We start from the raw sequence: 14,032 nt of genomic DNA on the forward strand, positions 1-14,032 counted from the left end.
TGACAGGTCGCCGAACGGCAGCAAAAGCGGTTGCGCCATGATGGTTATCGGATGAAAGTGCCGCTTCCTGCGAGAAAAAGGAGCGGATCGTCGCCGACCGATCCGCCATCAGCCTGAGGACTTTGCGACGATGAAGATCATTGCTTGCGGCAGCGTGCCGACCGTCATTGCGCCGGAAAAGTACTTCACCGGCCGCGTGTGGCAGACGCCGATCATCGAGAAGGAAGCGCCGGCGCGGCTACGCGCCATCATGGTCGGTTTTGAGCCCGGCGCGCGTACCCACTGGCATACGCATCCGCTGGGCCAGACGCTCTATGTCGTGTCAGGCGCCGGCCTGGCGCAAAGCTGGGGCGAGCCGATACAGGCAATCAGGGCCGGCGACGTCATCTCGTTTGCGCCTGACGAAAAGCATTGGCACGGCGCCGGTCCAAAATCGGCGATGGCGCATATCGCCATGCAGGAGGCGCTCGACGGCGTCCATGCCGACTGGCTGGAGACGGTGACCGACGAGCAGTATGGCGGCGTTGATCGGACCTAAAAGCGGGTCGCGTCTGATCATTGGTCGCGTCTGATCATTGTAGGTGATTTCCACGCTCAGGTTTGGGTTTCATGTCGAACCGTCGCTTGCCTCTTGTTGCCGCAGTCTATCTCGGCACATTCGTCGCACTGCTCGACATCAGCATCGTCAACGTCGCCCTGCCGACGATCCAGATTGCGCTCGGCATCGATTTCGCCGGGCTGCAATGGGTGATCGACGCCTACACGCTTTGCCTGTCGGCCTTCATGCTGTCGGCAGGCCTGATCGGCGACCGCTACGGGCGCAAGCGCTCCTGGCTGGCAGGCATCGGCATCTTCGTGGCTGGCTCTGCCATATGTGCAATCGCGCCCAACCTGTCGGTGCTGCTGGTGGGCCGGGTGGTGCAGGGGATAGCCGGATCGCTGATCATTCCGGGTGCGCTGTCGATTCTGACGCAGGCGTTTCCCGACGGTCGCGAGCGTGCCGGCGTCATCGGAGGCTGGGCGTCGTTCGCAGCCGTCTCGCTGCTCACCGGCCCGGTCGTCGGCGGCCTCCTGGTCGAAACCGCCGGATGGCAGAGCATTTTTCTGATCAACCTGCCGCTCGGCCTGGCCACGATCGCGCTCGGTGCGGCTTCGATCGTAGAGACTTCACACCCCGAGCATGCCCATCTCGACCTTGTCGGCCTGGCGCTCAGCATTCTGTGGCTGGGCGCCTTGACCTTCGGCCTGATATCGGCAGGCGAAAAAGGTTGGGGCGATCGAGAGGCTGTTATCGCCCTTGTCGTCGGCTTCGCCGGCCTGGTGGCATTCCTTGTCTTCGAGGCACGCACGCCGCGGCCGATGCTGCCGCTTGGCCTGTTCCGCGACGTTCGCTTCGCCGTCGCCAATGTCGCCTCGTTCGCGCTCGGCCTCACCTCCTACACCAGCGTCTTCCTCTATTCGATATTCCTGCAGCAGGCACAGGGCTGGTCGCCGACACAGACCGGCCTGTGCATGGCACCGCTGTTCCTCGTCCAAATGGTCGTGTCGCCGGCGATCGGCAGGCTCAGTCAGCGCTACGGACACTCGGCGCTGATGACATCGGGCTATCTTTCGAGCGGTCTTTCCATGCTGGGCATGTGCTGGGTTGGACCCTCGACACCCTATGTGACGATCGGCCTGCTGTTTGCCGTCGGCGGTCTCGGCAATGCGCTGTCCATCCCGACCGGCAGCGCTGCCGCGATGTCGTTTGCGCCGCGCGAGCGTTCGGGCATGGTGTCGGCGGTGATCAACGCAACCCGCCAGGGCGGCACCGCCATCGGAATCGCCCTGCTTGGCGCCTTGATGAGCATGCGGGCAACAGCCCTGCTGACGGCGCATCTTGAAAATGCCGGTGTCGCCAATGCCGGAGCGGTGGCCCGCGCCGCGGTTTCAAGGCACCATTTCGCAGCCGATGCGGCGATGGGCAAGGACGGCCTGCGCGATCTGTTCGCAGCCGCCTATGCCGGGGGCTTCCATGCGGCGATGCTGACGGCCGCCATCGTTTCGTTCATCACGGCCGGGCTTCTGGCCGCCATTCTGGCGCCGGCCGAGGCTCGTTCGGCGCGCGAAACCAATCAAAGTCGCCAGGGATGAGGCTGGCGCCGACCGCCAAAACCCGATTGCGAGCCGGGTTTGGTGTTCGATATGCGCTTGATCAGGTCAGCGAGGCGGTGAAGCGCTGGATGCGGGCGCAGGCCTCTTCGAGCAACGCCTCCGACGTGGCATAGGAGATGCGGAAGTTCGGGCCGAGGCCGAATGCCGAACCGAACACGACCGCCACGCCCTCGGCCTCGAGCAGTTCCGAGCAGAAGGCTTCGTCGCTGTCGATCAGCTTGCCGGCTTTGGTCTTCTTGCCGATCAACTGGGAACAGGACGGATAGACGTAGAAAGCCCCTTCGGGAGACGGACATGTGATGCCGCGCGCTTGATTGAGCATCGACACGACGAGATCGCGCCGATCTTGGAAAATCGCCTTGTTTTTCGCAATGAAATCCTGCGGACCGTTCAGCGCCTCGACCGATGCCCACTGGGCAATGGTGCAGGCGCCGGAGGTCTGCTGGCCCTGGATCATGTCCATCGCCTTGATCAGCGCCACCGGCCCGGCCGCATAGCCGATGCGCCAGCCTGTCATCGCATAGGCCTTTGACACGCCGTTCATGGTCAGGGTGCGCTCATAAAGCTTCGGCTCGACCTCGGCGATGGTCGTGAAGACGAAATCGCCGTAGATCAGGTGCTCGTACATGTCGTCGGTCAGCACCCAGACATCGGGGTGTTCGAGCAGCACGTCGGCCAGAGCACGCAACTCAGCCTCGCTGTAGGCGGCGCCCGACGGGTTCGACGGTGAGTTCATCAACAGCCATTTGGTGCGCGGCGTGATCGCCTTTTGCAACGCCGCCGCCGTCAGCTTGAAGCCGTTGTCGATGGAAGTGTCGGCAAATGCCGGGGTGCCGCCGCAGATCGCTACCATCTCGGGATAGCTGACCCAGTACGGCCTCGGAATGATGACCTCGTCGCCGGGGTTCAGCGTCGCCATGAAGGCATTGAACAGGATCTGCTTGCCGCCGGTGCCGACGATGGTCTGCTCCGGCCGGTAATCGAGATTGTTCTCGCGCTTGAATTTTTGGGCGATTGCCTCGCGCAGCGGCACGATGCCGGAAACTGGAGGATATTTCGTTTCGCCGCGGCGGATGGCCTCGATCGCAGCGTTCTTGATATTGTCCGGCGTGTCGAAGTCCGGTTCGCCGGCACCCAGCCCGATCACGTCGCGGCCGGCGTTTTTCAGCTCGCGCGCTTTCTGCGTCACTGCGATGGTCGCGGAAGGTTTTACGCGGGAAAGGGCGTCGGCAAGAAAGGCCATGACGGCGTTGTCTCCTGTAGGGCCGGGCGGTCCATCCGACCGCGGCGTCTCTCATGTCGCATCATCCCGCCAAGCGCAAGCATTGTCGGATGAGCCAGACCTCAAATCCCCGGCAAATCCGGCAACAATAAATTCACTTACCCGCGGTAAAACTCCGGTTGGCTGGATCACGACCCATTCCACCAGTCTCGCAACGGGAGGAACCGTGTCGCGCAGCATCGGGCTTGCCCATATCGTCCGCCACGATGACGGCACCGCCAGCGGTGTCTGGGGCAATTATACGCTGCAAAGCGCCTTCCAGCCGATTTTTGCCTTCAGCAACGGCAAATTGTCCATCACCGGATTCGAGGGCCTGATCCGGCCGTTCCGCGACGCCGAGCCGCAGACGCCGGTGAGTTTTTTCAACGCCTGTCCGACGGTCGACCGCCTGCATATCGAGGCGCTGACAAGGACGCTGCACCTTTTGAACGCCGGCGCCTGCCTGCCGCAGGAGGCATTCATTTTCATCAACTTCGATCCGTCGGTGTTCACCGATCGCAGCATCGCCGACAGTGCGCTGCGCGACATGCGGCTGGTGCTGCATGAGGCCGGGATCGATGCGAACCGCGTCGTCTGCGAGGTGACCGAGCAAAAGTCGGCGTCGCAGGAAACGCTCTACAATTTCGTCGAGGCGCTCAGGGCCAACGGGTTTCGCATCGCGGTCGACGACTACGGCGCCGAAGAGTCCGACATCAACCGGATCAAGGAGCTCAGGCCTGACATCGTCAAATTCGACGCCAACTGGATCATGCAACTGATGGAGTCCGGCGCCGGCTTCGCGCTGCTGACCGCCATGGTGGCAAGTTTCGAACAGCAAGGCATCCGCACCGTGTTCGAGGGCATCGAGGAGGGCTGGCAGCTTGAACTGGCCGAGAAATCGGGAGCCTCGATGGTGCAGGGATTTGCGCTGGCGCGCCCGGAGCTTGCACCTACCAGCTTTCACGTCTTCGGCAACGAAAGCCAAGCCTTCGGCAAGGAAAGCCAAGTCTTCGGCAAGGAAAGGCAGATGCCGGTGACGGCGCCTGACGCCGGCGCGGCGCCTGCGACCGTCTCGCCTTCGCCGCGGCCGAAACGGGCTTTCGGGCGCAAGGTGGTGCCATGACCGGGCGGCCCGACAGGCGGCGCAATGTCGGCGAGGCAATCTTTGCCGACGAAGTCGGGATCGAATATGGCGTCTATGGCGCGTTCCGGCTGAGGAGCGCCTATCAGCCGATCTTTGCGCCGCGCGGCAGGTTTTTGAAGGCCGTCGCCGTCGAAGGCCTGATCGAGCCGCACCGCGCCGGCAGGCCGGTCGCGCCGCGCGTATTCTTCGAGGGCATCCCCGTGGCGGATCGCCTGTTCGTAGAGACGATGTGCCGGGTGCTGCATCTCAGGAATTTCCGCAACATCGGCGTCGGCGGGCTCGACCTGTTCTTCAACTACAATCCGCTGATCAACGATGACCCCGGGCGAGCGCTGGCAGAAATCAGGCTGATGACCAGGCGTCTCGCCGAGTTCGACCTGCACCCCAGCATGCTGGTCTGCGAGATCACCGAACAGGCGGCCGAAGACAAGGTGCTCGTCAGCCTGGCGCGCGAGATGCGGCGTGACGGCATCCGTATCGCCATCGACGATTTCGGCACCGGGCATTCGACGGAAGAGCGGGTCGCCCTTGTCCAGCCCGACATCGTCAAGATCGACGGCACCTGGTTCGCGGAATTCTGCCGCCATGCCGCCGCCGAACGGTTTTTCCGGCCGCTGGTCTCCGCGCTGCATGACCGCGGCGCCAAGGTGCTGGTCGAAGGCATCGAGCAATCCACGCATCTGCGCGTCGCGCTGGACGGCGGCGTTGACCTGATGCAAGGATTTTACCTTGCCCGGCCGGCGCTGGCCGGCACGGTCTTCGACGAGGAGCCGCTGCCCATCGACAGGCTGCTTGGCATGGCCAACAACGTCGTGCCGTTGTTTGGGTGATCTATCAGCGGCGTTGATGGTTGCGCCAAAACAAATCACTGGAGGAAGCCGTCGCTGCCAGGATAATTGCCGCTAAAGGCGGCTCCGCCGAGGGGAGCGGCGATGGGAGCACCAATGACCATACTCTATGGAATGATCGACAGCGGCAATTGCTACAAGCCGCGCCTGTTGATGGCCAAGCTCGGCATCGCTTTCACCAATGTCGAGGTCAGCTCGCACACCGGCGACACGCGCAAGCCGGACTATGTCGCCAAGAACCCGAACGCCATGGTGCCGCTGCTTGAACTCGACGACGGCCGGCGGCTTGCCGAATCCAACGCCATTCTGCTCTATCTCGCCGAAGGCACGCGGTTGCTGCCGGCCGACAGATACGAGCGGGCACTGGCCTATCAATGGCTGTTCTTCGAGCAGTACAGCCACGAACCCTATATCGCGGTGCGCAAGGCGCTGCTGACCTTTCCCGAACGGGCCAAGGACGCGACGCCGGAACGGCTGGCGCTGACGCTGGAGCGCGGCAACAAGGCGCTCGGCGTGATGAACAAGCATCTGGCGGGCAGTGCGTTCTTTGCCGGCGAGGCCTTGAGCGTCGCCGACATCGCGCTCTACGCCTATACGCATACGGCCGAGATGGGCGGTTTTCAGCTCGACGCCTACCCGGCGGTGGCGGCCTGGCTGAAACGGGTCGAGACTGATCCTGGGCATGTGCCGATGGAGTGGCTGGGGTAGTTCTGTCCTTACGGCTACTTCAGGAGGCGGTCATATTCGGAGTGGGTGCCGATCCAAAACCAGACAACGTCATCGTGGTCACGGACAGCTACGGCGCGGTAGTTGAGATCAACCCGCGCCGACCAATAGCGTCCGAACTGTTTGAAATGCAGCGACGGGTGAAACGGATCAGAACGCAGCTTGGCGAAACGTTTGTCCGCCTTTGCTCTGATCGATGAGGGCAGTTTTGCATAAGCCTCCCAGAATAAGGGAGTGGCGACATGATTCACAAAGACCGGGTCCGGCCGGCGCGATGGTCGGCCAAGGCCTGCTCGGCAAGTTTATCCAGCCTGCCAGCCTTGGCGTCGGCTTCGATCTGCCGATCCCACATCTCCGCTTTCAGTGCCTCGAACCAGGCGGCAAATGCCTTCAGTTCCTCAGGGCTCAGTTCGGCGACGGATTTCTCAATCTGTTCAAGCTTGCTCATCGCCTAAAAATACCATGATTGGCACAATAAGGCCAAGGTAGCTGTTTCATCCGGAAATCCGGACAGCAAAAAGGCGGGACAAAATCCCGCCTTCCCATGCTTGGTAGCCTGATCGGGAGCGCTTTGGCCGGGCCGGCAGCAATCTGCTGCTTCGGCGTGTCGGGTTCTTTCCGCTCCGGCGCGCTTCTCGCGCGACCGTCAGTACATCCGTGACTTGCCGCGCGCCCCGAGCTATCGCCCGGCGCGCGCCATTCGCAAAATCAGGCTGCCTTGCTCAGAGATCCAGCGGACGACTTGCCAGTGCGGCGGTCCTGCTCGATCTCGAAGTTGATCTTCTGGCCTTCGACCAGGGTCGACAGCCCAGCGCGCTCGACTGCAGAGATGTGGACGAAAACGTCCGCGCCGCCGCTGTCAGGCTGGATGAAGCCGAAACCCTTGGTGGAATTAAACCACTTGACCGTACCTGTTGCCATTTCGATAGTCCTTATACGTTTGCTTTAGCTTGACTGAACCGAAGTCCAGCCGGTTTGTATCGAGATTTTGGGGATAGACGTCAGCAAACGCGAATATCGCGAGGCCCGGATCGATCGGCCGAAATATCAATGGACATCATATAGTCCGCTTCTCCGCAAAAAACAAGACTGCACGAAAAAAGGCGTTGATGCGGCGCTGCCCAATGGCCGCCCCAATCGCGTGAAAGCGTTGCAGCGTCGGGCGTTGCGCCGGGTCGCATGGCCTATCGCACGCTGCGGGGAAGGGATCGTGCCGCCTCCGAGCGTCCGGTCCTGTTTGGGGAGAGGACCATGAAAACTGTCCTGTTTGCCGCCTGCCTGACGCTGGTCGCCGCCGAGGCGCAGGCGATCTCGCGCTATGACCCGAGCCGAATGAGCTGTGGCACGGTGCGCGCGACGATCGCACGCGAAGGCGCCGTCATCCTGCGTTATCAGTCGACGCGCACGCCGGGGCTGCCGCTCTACGACCGTTATGTGCGGAGCCAGAGTTTCTGCAACATGGGCGAGGTCAGGGCACGCGCTTCGGTGCCGAGCGCCGATACCAACTCCTGCATCGTCTACAAGTGCAAGCGCGTGGAAACAGACCGGCATTTCCGCCGGCGCATCTTTCCGGACTAGCAATGCCGGCCTCAAAATCCAAAAGAGACCTGCGCCGGCGGCGGCGGACCGACGCGCACGCCTTCCATCGTCAGCATCTTCTCCTTGGTGGTCGAGCCGCCCGGCGCTGAAAAACCGCCGATCTTGCCGCCGGCGGCAAGAATGCGGTGGCAAGGGATGACCAGCGGCACCGGGTTGGCGCCGAGCGCGGCGCCCGTCTCTCGCGCCAGCCCGGCATGGCCGGCGCGCCTGGCCAGTTCGCCATAGGTGGTGGTCTCGCCATAGGCGAGCCTGCGCGCCGCGTCGTAGATTGCGAGGCGGAAATCGTCGACACCGGTGAGATCGACCGGCACACCGGAGAAATCCACGTCCTCGCCGGCGGCATAGGCCTTTATCGACGCGATCAGCTCGGCAACCCATTGCGGTCGGGCGCTCGAAGCGGCGTTGCCGGCATGGCGCAGCAACCGCCGTTCCACCGCGTCGCGGCTGCGCTGGGGCAGGCAAAGCCTCGTCAGCCCGGCCTCGCTCCAGGCGATGCCGATGAAGCCGATCGCGGTTTCGAAGACGGCGTGGCCGGCGATGGCTTGAGAGGTGTCTTCCATGATGTGCTCCTGTCCGAAGGAACGAATGGTAGTCCAGTACATATCGAGAACGAGATATCGCATTCTCAGGGGTCTGTTGCCACCCGAAAACCATTGGAAATCCCAACTGGCTGCGGATTGCCGGGGGAAAGCCGCTGGTGTAAGGACTTCTTAACAGACGAACCGGACCCGAGCGCGGCTTGCCAGCAAAAATCATCTTTTCCGCGATCGGCGTGATGCTCGCTGCGGCCGGTCTCAGCGGCTGCACTTCGACCGCGCAGACCAAGGCCGTGCCTTCCCTGACTGAAACCGCCGCAGCTGGTAGCGACGCCGGCTATGCGCTGGCGCTGCCCGACACGGTTTCGGTGCTGCCGGAATCGTCCGGCGTCACGCCCGTCCAGACCGCGGCGCTGGCCGTCGACCCCGCCGCGACCCCCGCCCAGCCAGCGGCCTTTGCCGGCCCGACCCCGTTGGCCGCAACTGCACCTTCAGTCATGACGGCCGATGCCGCGCCAGCCGGCACAGCGCCTGTCTATGCGACCGCCGCCGTTGCGATGCCGGTCACCGGCGAGACAGGCAAGACGATGCCCGGCGTCCAGCAGGTCGCCTACACCCTGCCTGAGAATCCGTCCGCCCTGCTTTCGACCAGCCCTGCCAAACAGTATTCCGCGGGACCGCGCGGCGAGATCGAGCGGCTGATCGAGAAATATGCCGTCCTCTATCAGGTTCCGGTCGATCTGGTGCGCCGCGTCGTCAAGCGCGAGAGCACCTTCAATCCCAAGGCCTACAATCGCGGCCACTGGGGGCTGATGCAGATCAAGCATGCGACGGCGCGCGGCATGGGCTATGACGGGCCGGCGAGCGGGTTGTTCGACGCCGAGACCAATCTGAAATATGCTGTGAAATATCTGCGTGGCGCCTGGCTGGTGGCCGGCGGCAACGCCAAGCGCGCCGATCGGCTCTACCAGAGCGGCTATTATTACGACGCCAAGCGCAAGGGCATGCTGGAACAAACCGGCCTGGGCCGCGACCGCAGTCGGCGTCGCCTGCAGCCGGATGCCTGAACGCCATGCCTGAGCCGCGCCCGCCGGCGCCGAACGACATAAGGCTGCGCAAGATCCTCGACGACACGCTCGCCCCGCCGCGCTGGCCGGAAAGTTTTGTCATGCGCGGTTTTGAGGCCGCCGACGCGCTGGCTTTGCATACGCTGCTGACCACCGTCTTCGACGATGGCGCCGACGGGCCCTTCGACGAATGGTGGCCGCGTATTTCAAGCGACGCGGAATTCGACCCTGCCTTGTGTTTCCTGGTCATCGACAGCAAGGGTCGGCTGGCAGGCGCGGCATTGTGCTGGACGAGGGCGTTCGTGAAAGACCTTGCCGTCCACCCCGAGGCGCGCGGCCGAGGCATCGCCGAAGCGCTGATGTGGCACGTCTTCACCACCTTTCAGGCACGCGGGGCTGCGCATGTCGATCTCAAAACCAACACGGTTGAGAATTCTGCCGCGGTCAGGCTTTACGAGCGGCTGGGGATGTTCGAAGTCGACTGGGCGGGGTGAGGAGCGGTTGGCGAAGCCGATCAGCGAGCATTGTGCGGAAACGAAGTGTCCACCAAGGCGGCAGGCTGCATCTTGCCGGCAACCGTTCGGAAGTTAAGTTGCGATCCTGCGGCTTTCGTGCCGCGGGCGGGGTCTCGACCTAAACCGGAGAAACACGATGCGGCTTTTACTTTTCAAACCGGGTCTGGCCAAAACCGGTCTGGTGATCCTCGCCCTTCCGCTTCTTGCGGGCGTCGCGCGCGCCGACGATTGCGCCGACGCACAGGACCAGGCGACCATGAACGAATGCGCCGGCAAGTCGTTCACCGAAGCCGACAAGAAGCTCAACCACGCCTACAGGCAGATCGAGGGCAGGCTGAAGGACGACGCTGCGACGAAGAAGCTGCTGGTAGGCGCGCAGCGCGCCTGGGTCGCCTTTCGCGATGCCGAATGCGCTTTCCAGGGCGGCCCGACCGATATGGCAGGCAGCATGTATCCGATGGCCATAGCCGGCTGCAAGGCGAGCCTCACCAACATCAGGCTGAAGGATTTTCAGGGCTATCTCAACTGCCAGGAGGGCGATACGAGCTGCCCAGTGCCGCCGCAGTAGCCTCTGTCGCTGGCTAAGACGGAGCCGTTAAGGCCTTATCGCCGAGTCAGGCGCGCAAAATGTCGGAACCCTGCTTCGCGATGCGTCCTTGAGAGGCAAGGTGCGCTGCCGCATAGGGCGCGCGCCGCCACAAGCACGGCTGATGGAGATGACGATGATCACCTTTCCCAACGAATCCGCTGAATATCGCGCCGCCCGCGAAACGCTGCTGCAAAAGGAAATCGAGCTGCGCCGCGCCATGGAGGATGTGGCCGTCGCCCGCCGTGCACTGCCGCCGGGCGGGCTGGTGCCTCAGGATTATGTGTTCGACGGGCTTGGCGCCGACGGCAAGCCGGCCCGCATAAAACTGTCGGAGCTGTTTTCACCCGGCAAGGACACGCTGATCGTCTACTCGATGATGTTTCCGCGCCACCCGCAGGAGACGCGCGACGTGGCGACAAGCGGCGGCACGGCCAAGCTCGCGCGGGCCGACCAGCCATGCCCGTCCTGCACGGCGCTGCTCGACCAGTTCGACGGCGCCATCGGCCATCTCGAGGCCGCCGGCTTCAATTTCGCGGTTGTGGGCAAGACCGCGCTTGAAAACCTGATCACGCTTGGCCGCGATCGCGGCTGGACGAACATGCGGCTGCTCTCCTCGGCCGGCAACAGCTTCAAGCGCGACTACCACGCCGAGGCCGACGACGGCGCGCAGTTGCCGATGCTTTCGGTATTCCATCGCGATGCCGACGGCATCCGGCATTTCTGGAGCTCGGAGCTTGGCTTCGCGCCGTCCGAACCCGGTCAGGACCCGCGCGCCATCGGCACTTGCGAGCCCTTGTGGAACCTGATGGATTTCACACCGGAGGGCCGGCCGAACTGGGACGAGCAGCTGCAATATGACGCCGCGTGCTGCCACTGAGCTTTGCCAAGCATATTTCCGGCGTATCGGCGCCGAGCGGGGGTGTTGGCAGGATCGCCGACACCTCATTCCTGTCCAGTCGCGCAACTTCGCCGCTGGTGTCGCGTTGGACTCTCCGAGGATCACAAACCCGGAGATTTCCTGTGAAAACAAATCTCACGCTTGCCATGGTCGCCTTGCTTGCCGGCGCGCCGGCGGCCCTCGCCCAATCCGCCACGCCGGCCGATATACCTGCTGTCGGCCAAACCAAGATCGACACCGAGACCTTCTCCAGAACCGTCCCCAGCGCCAACCGGTTCGAGATTGAAAGCAGCAAGCTGGCCGAACAAAAAAATGTCGCCGCCGATGTGAAGGATTTCGCCTCGCAGATGATCAAGGATCACACCAAGGCTGGCGAGGATTTCAAGGCAGCTCTCGAACAGAGCCAGATCACGGCTTCGGTGACAGCGAGCGGCCCGGCTTTGCTGCCGAAAGACCAGGCGATGCTGGACCAGCTCAAGAACCTCGATGGCGATGAATTCCAGGCGAAATTCATCCTCCTGCAGACCGAGGCGCACAAGCAGGCGTTGGCGCTGTTTTCAACCTATGCGCAGTCGGGTGAAGACCCGGCGCTGAAGGAATTCGCCAAGAAGACGCTACCGACGCTGCGGATGCACGAAGAGCGCCTAAAGGATCTGGTGGCAGCACACAGCTAATGCATGTCGTCACCCAAACGCATGCCCTCGGGCCTGAGCCTGGGCCTGACCCGAGATGCGCAGCGGTTTGGGGAAACGCATAAACGAGAACTTAAAGCACGTCGCGACACGCTTTAAGTTGGCGCTCTCTCAGCTGTTTTTGATCTGCTCGACAGCCGTCGCCAGCAGGTCGTTCATGACGCCGCGAATCTGAACATCCGACTGGGCGACGCCCGCAGCGTCGAAATCGGCGCGTATTTTGCGCAACACGTCGTCGTCCCCGGCCTCTTCGAAGTCTGCGCGCACCACCTCTTTCGCATAGGCGTCGGCGTCCTCGCCTGACTTGCCGAGCTTTTCGGCGGCCCATAGGCCGAGCAGCTTGTTGCGGCGCGCCATGGCCCTGAACTTCGTGTCCTCGTCCATCGCAAACTTCTTTTCGAAGCCTTCCTGACGGTCTCTCATACTGCTCATAATCTGCCTCGTTCAGGTGTGAGTCTCCGACCTTCATCCGGTGGAGAAGAAGAGCGGCGGTAGGGGCCGAACATGGCGTGCATGGATGTCATAAGCAAGACCGGACCGTTCATTCCGCAGGGCAAACGCTTCGGGTTGGCGCTGCCCCTCACCGCCCTGCCTTTCAGCGTTGGTGGTTGGCGAAAGCCAGCGCGGCATCCAATCTCCCCCCTTGCGGGGGAGATGTCCGGCAGGACAGAGGGGGGTGGGAAGGATCGCCACCTCTCGATTTTAACCCATTCCCAACCGGAAACAGCCTGAGGGCGTGGCTATAATCGGTTGACAGGTCGGAGGGACAGTACCCCCCTCTGCCCTGCCGGGCATCTCCCCCGCAAGGGGGGAGATCGGCAGCTTCGCCGGCGGCGCCTGCTGCGGAATGTTTGACGTGTGGTGCCCGGCAGGGGGTTCAGGGGCGGCGCGCCGGCTTCGACAATCGATCGCGTGGCCGATGCCCTTCGCATCGATGTGATTTGACGTTGCCGCGCCGTGACCTACTCTCGATTGGCGGGATGAGCCGAGGAGGCGAGCGATGCAGTCACCTTTCAACGGGATTCGGAGCGTCACGCTGGCAGCGGCAGTGATCCTTGCCGCTGGCACCGCAGCTTACGCCCATCACGGATGGTCGTGGACCCAAGATGGGTTTTTTGAGCTCCGGGGCAAGATCACGGCCGTCTATATCGGCAATCCGCACGCCACGCTGGATGTCGACGCCGAGGGAGAGGCCTGGCGGGTGGATTTGGCGCCGCCGTCCCGGACCATTGCCGCCGGCTTCACCGAGGAGGTCGCCAAGGTCGGCGACGAGGTGACCGCGATCGGCCACCGCTCGCGCGACGAGACCGAGAAGTGGATGAAAGCAGCCCGCGTCATCGTCAACGGCAAGGCTTATGACGTCTATCCCGACCGCGTGCCGCCGGCGTGAATGGACTGGTACCTCGCCGGCATCGAGCAACTCGCCATCGTAAGGGGGCTGAAGGCCTCCTTCGTCGCCTATCCCATAGTCAATGCGCTGCACATCATGTCGATCGGCGCGCTGCTGACCAGCGTCTGGCTCATGGACCTAAGGATCCTCGGCGCCTTCCGCTCGCTGCCGTACGTGCCGTTCGTCACGCTGCTGCGCCGCACCGCATTTACCGCGTTCGCCGGCGCGCTTGTCACCGGGTCGCTGCTGTTTTCAATCAGGGCGAGAGAGTATGCGGCGATGCCGATTTTCCTCACCAAGATGACGCTCATACTCCTCGCCGGCGCCAATTTTCTCACCTTCATGCGCCGGGCAAAGGGCGGCGACGAGCCGGCCGGCGGGGTCGCTCCTGTGCTGGCGGTGCTGTCGCTGGTGCTGTGGACGTCGGTGCTGTTCGCCGGGCGGTTTATTGGGTTTCTCAACTGAGGCGAGCGAGGCGCTGGTCTTCCCAGGGCGGGAGATAAACCTCCATGCAGATGCATCCTGAGGGAAGTCGTGCCGGTGATATGCCAAGGCGAGGGCTTGGCTGCCGTGCAGGCCAACGGCTTCGTGTTCATCTCGGCAAAACCGCTTG

General features: G+C 63.1%; 19 protein-coding genes. 13 read left to right on the forward strand and 6 right to left on the reverse strand.

Annotated features, from left to right (window positions below; translation table 11 throughout):
* Nucleotides 1-130 precede the first annotated feature (130 nt).
* On the forward strand, nucleotides 131-538 hold the full coding sequence (locus AC0L2V_RS02005; protein WP_091595004.1) for a (R)-mandelonitrile lyase: 408 nt from the start codon (nucleotides 131-133) through the stop codon (nucleotides 536-538).
* 71 nt (nucleotides 539-609) lie between these two features.
* Nucleotides 610-2,133 (forward strand): DHA2 family efflux MFS transporter permease subunit, encoded by a 1,524-nt coding sequence (locus AC0L2V_RS02010; protein WP_473519272.1) that lies wholly within the window; start codon nucleotides 610-612, stop codon nucleotides 2,131-2,133.
* 61 nt (nucleotides 2,134-2,194) lie between these two features.
* Here the strand turns inward: AC0L2V_RS02010 and AC0L2V_RS02015 are convergent, their stop codons facing one another.
* Complete coding sequence (locus AC0L2V_RS02015; RefSeq protein ID WP_473519273.1) at nucleotides 2,195-3,397, reverse strand: pyridoxal phosphate-dependent aminotransferase; 1,203 nt, start codon at nucleotides 3,395-3,397, stop codon at nucleotides 2,195-2,197.
* A gap of 205 nt (nucleotides 3,398-3,602) precedes the next feature.
* Here AC0L2V_RS02015 and AC0L2V_RS02020 point away from each other — a divergent pair, with 205 nt between their 5' ends.
* From AC0L2V_RS02020 to AC0L2V_RS02030, 3 genes are all read left to right on the forward strand, one after another.
* Nucleotides 3,603-4,538 (forward strand): EAL domain-containing protein, encoded by a 936-nt coding sequence (locus AC0L2V_RS02020; protein WP_473519274.1) that lies wholly within the window; start codon nucleotides 3,603-3,605, stop codon nucleotides 4,536-4,538.
* Nucleotides 4,535-5,389, forward strand: a complete 855-nt coding sequence (locus tag AC0L2V_RS02025) for an EAL domain-containing protein (protein WP_473519275.1) — start codon at nucleotides 4,535-4,537, stop codon at nucleotides 5,387-5,389. Before AC0L2V_RS02020 ends, AC0L2V_RS02025 begins: the two co-directional genes overlap by 4 nt.
* Nucleotides 5,390-5,503: 114 nt before the next feature.
* Nucleotides 5,504-6,115, forward strand: a complete 612-nt coding sequence (locus AC0L2V_RS02030; RefSeq protein WP_419694358.1) for a glutathione S-transferase family protein — start codon at nucleotides 5,504-5,506, stop codon at nucleotides 6,113-6,115.
* A 14-nt stretch (nucleotides 6,116-6,129) separates the two neighbouring features.
* Here AC0L2V_RS02030 and AC0L2V_RS02035 read toward each other — a convergent pair whose 3' ends face one another.
* The 3 genes from AC0L2V_RS02035 to AC0L2V_RS02045 form a co-directional block, all read right to left on the reverse strand.
* Nucleotides 6,130-6,384 carry a type II toxin-antitoxin system RelE family toxin gene (locus AC0L2V_RS02035; RefSeq protein ID WP_473519276.1) on the reverse strand — a complete coding sequence of 85 codons (255 nt, stop codon included), beginning with the start codon at nucleotides 6,382-6,384 and terminating at the stop codon, nucleotides 6,130-6,132.
* A complete protein-coding gene (locus tag AC0L2V_RS02040; RefSeq protein WP_023799785.1) occupies nucleotides 6,381-6,581 on the reverse strand; it encodes a hypothetical protein in 201 nt (66 codons plus the stop codon). Before AC0L2V_RS02040 ends, AC0L2V_RS02035 begins: the two co-directional genes overlap by 4 nt.
* Before the next feature lie 260 nt (nucleotides 6,582-6,841).
* On the reverse strand, nucleotides 6,842-7,054 hold the full coding sequence (locus AC0L2V_RS02045) for a cold-shock protein (RefSeq protein WP_023678332.1): 213 nt from the start codon (nucleotides 7,052-7,054) through the stop codon (nucleotides 6,842-6,844).
* Between the two features lie 330 nt (nucleotides 7,055-7,384).
* Here AC0L2V_RS02045 and AC0L2V_RS02050 point away from each other — a divergent pair, with 330 nt between their 5' ends.
* Nucleotides 7,385-7,711: a hypothetical protein gene (locus tag AC0L2V_RS02050; RefSeq protein WP_128186443.1), complete on the forward strand. Its 327-nt coding sequence runs from the start codon at nucleotides 7,385-7,387 to the stop codon at nucleotides 7,709-7,711.
* Nucleotides 7,712-7,722: 11 nt separating this feature from the next.
* On the opposite strand, the gene AC0L2V_RS02055 is transcribed toward AC0L2V_RS02050, so the two are convergent.
* Nucleotides 7,723-8,292: a methylated-DNA--[protein]-cysteine S-methyltransferase gene (locus tag AC0L2V_RS02055; protein ID WP_473519278.1), complete on the reverse strand. Its 570-nt coding sequence runs from the start codon at nucleotides 8,290-8,292 to the stop codon at nucleotides 7,723-7,725.
* 179 nt (nucleotides 8,293-8,471) lie between these two features.
* Between AC0L2V_RS02055 and AC0L2V_RS02060 the strand changes: the two genes are divergently transcribed.
* From AC0L2V_RS02060 to AC0L2V_RS02080, 5 genes are all read left to right on the forward strand, one after another.
* On the forward strand, nucleotides 8,472-9,335 hold the full coding sequence (locus AC0L2V_RS02060; protein WP_473517851.1) for a transglycosylase SLT domain-containing protein: 864 nt from the start codon (nucleotides 8,472-8,474) through the stop codon (nucleotides 9,333-9,335).
* Nucleotides 9,336-9,340: 5 nt separating this feature from the next.
* Complete coding sequence (locus AC0L2V_RS02065) at nucleotides 9,341-9,829, forward strand: GNAT family N-acetyltransferase (protein ID WP_473519279.1); 489 nt, start codon at nucleotides 9,341-9,343, stop codon at nucleotides 9,827-9,829.
* 157 nt (nucleotides 9,830-9,986) lie between these two features.
* Nucleotides 9,987-10,418, forward strand: a complete 432-nt coding sequence (locus AC0L2V_RS02070; RefSeq protein WP_473519281.1) for a lysozyme inhibitor LprI family protein — start codon at nucleotides 9,987-9,989, stop codon at nucleotides 10,416-10,418.
* A gap of 154 nt (nucleotides 10,419-10,572) precedes the next feature.
* Nucleotides 10,573-11,316 carry a DUF899 family protein gene (locus AC0L2V_RS02075; RefSeq protein WP_473517849.1) on the forward strand — a complete coding sequence of 248 codons (744 nt, stop codon included), beginning with the start codon at nucleotides 10,573-10,575 and terminating at the stop codon, nucleotides 11,314-11,316.
* Nucleotides 11,317-11,459: 143 nt separating this feature from the next.
* The gene (locus AC0L2V_RS02080) at nucleotides 11,460-12,011 is read left to right on the forward strand and encodes a DUF4142 domain-containing protein (RefSeq protein ID WP_473519282.1); all 552 of its coding nucleotides are present in this window, start codon (nucleotides 11,460-11,462) and stop codon (nucleotides 12,009-12,011) included.
* Between the two features lie 129 nt (nucleotides 12,012-12,140).
* Here the strand turns inward: AC0L2V_RS02080 and AC0L2V_RS02085 are convergent, their stop codons facing one another.
* On the reverse strand, nucleotides 12,141-12,461 hold the full coding sequence (locus AC0L2V_RS02085; RefSeq protein ID WP_031255188.1) for a DUF1476 domain-containing protein: 321 nt from the start codon (nucleotides 12,459-12,461) through the stop codon (nucleotides 12,141-12,143).
* Between the two features lie 568 nt (nucleotides 12,462-13,029).
* On the opposite strand from AC0L2V_RS02085, the gene AC0L2V_RS02090 reads away from it, so the two are divergent.
* Nucleotides 13,030-13,419, forward strand: a complete 390-nt coding sequence (locus AC0L2V_RS02090) for a DUF6152 family protein (RefSeq protein ID WP_473519283.1) — start codon at nucleotides 13,030-13,032, stop codon at nucleotides 13,417-13,419.
* On the forward strand, nucleotides 13,420-13,884 hold the full coding sequence (locus AC0L2V_RS02095; protein ID WP_473519284.1) for a DUF6644 family protein: 465 nt from the start codon (nucleotides 13,420-13,422) through the stop codon (nucleotides 13,882-13,884).
* Nucleotides 13,885-14,032: the final 148 nt, after the last annotated feature.

Source organism: Mesorhizobium sp. WSM4814 (assembly GCF_055811595.1).

Bases quoted from the DNA above. Each gene is read 5' to 3' on its own strand.
- AC0L2V_RS02065 (WP_473519279.1), top strand. From the start codon at position 9,341: ATGCCTGAGCCGCGCCCGCCGGCGCCGAACGACATAAGGCTGCGCAAG.
- AC0L2V_RS02005 (WP_091595004.1), top strand. From the start codon at position 131: ATGAAGATCATTGCTTGCGGCAGCGTGCCGACCGTCATTGCGCCGGAA.
- AC0L2V_RS02070 (WP_473519281.1), top strand. From the start codon at position 9,987: ATGCGGCTTTTACTTTTCAAACCGGGTCTGGCCAAAACCGGTCTGGTG.
- AC0L2V_RS02025 (WP_473519275.1), top strand. From the start codon at position 4,535: ATGACCGGGCGGCCCGACAGGCGGCGCAATGTCGGCGAGGCAATCTTT.
- AC0L2V_RS02085 (WP_031255188.1), bottom strand. From the start codon at position 12,461: ATGAGCAGTATGAGAGACCGTCAGGAAGGCTTCGAAAAGAAGTTTGCG.
- AC0L2V_RS02055 (WP_473519278.1), bottom strand. From the start codon at position 8,292: ATGGAAGACACCTCTCAAGCCATCGCCGGCCACGCCGTCTTCGAAACC.
- AC0L2V_RS02015 (WP_473519273.1), bottom strand. From the start codon at position 3,397: ATGGCCTTTCTTGCCGACGCCCTTTCCCGCGTAAAACCTTCCGCGACC.
- AC0L2V_RS02090 (WP_473519283.1), top strand. From the start codon at position 13,030: ATGCAGTCACCTTTCAACGGGATTCGGAGCGTCACGCTGGCAGCGGCA.
- AC0L2V_RS02010 (WP_473519272.1), top strand. From the start codon at position 610: ATGTCGAACCGTCGCTTGCCTCTTGTTGCCGCAGTCTATCTCGGCACA.
- AC0L2V_RS02095 (WP_473519284.1), top strand. From the start codon at position 13,420: ATGGACTGGTACCTCGCCGGCATCGAGCAACTCGCCATCGTAAGGGGG.
- AC0L2V_RS02040 (WP_023799785.1), bottom strand. From the start codon at position 6,581: ATGAGCAAGCTTGAACAGATTGAGAAATCCGTCGCCGAACTGAGCCCT.
- AC0L2V_RS02030 (WP_419694358.1), top strand. From the start codon at position 5,504: ATGACCATACTCTATGGAATGATCGACAGCGGCAATTGCTACAAGCCG.
- AC0L2V_RS02045 (WP_023678332.1), bottom strand. From the start codon at position 7,054: ATGGCAACAGGTACGGTCAAGTGGTTTAATTCCACCAAGGGTTTCGGC.
- AC0L2V_RS02050 (WP_128186443.1), top strand. From the start codon at position 7,385: ATGAAAACTGTCCTGTTTGCCGCCTGCCTGACGCTGGTCGCCGCCGAG.
- AC0L2V_RS02075 (WP_473517849.1), top strand. From the start codon at position 10,573: ATGATCACCTTTCCCAACGAATCCGCTGAATATCGCGCCGCCCGCGAA.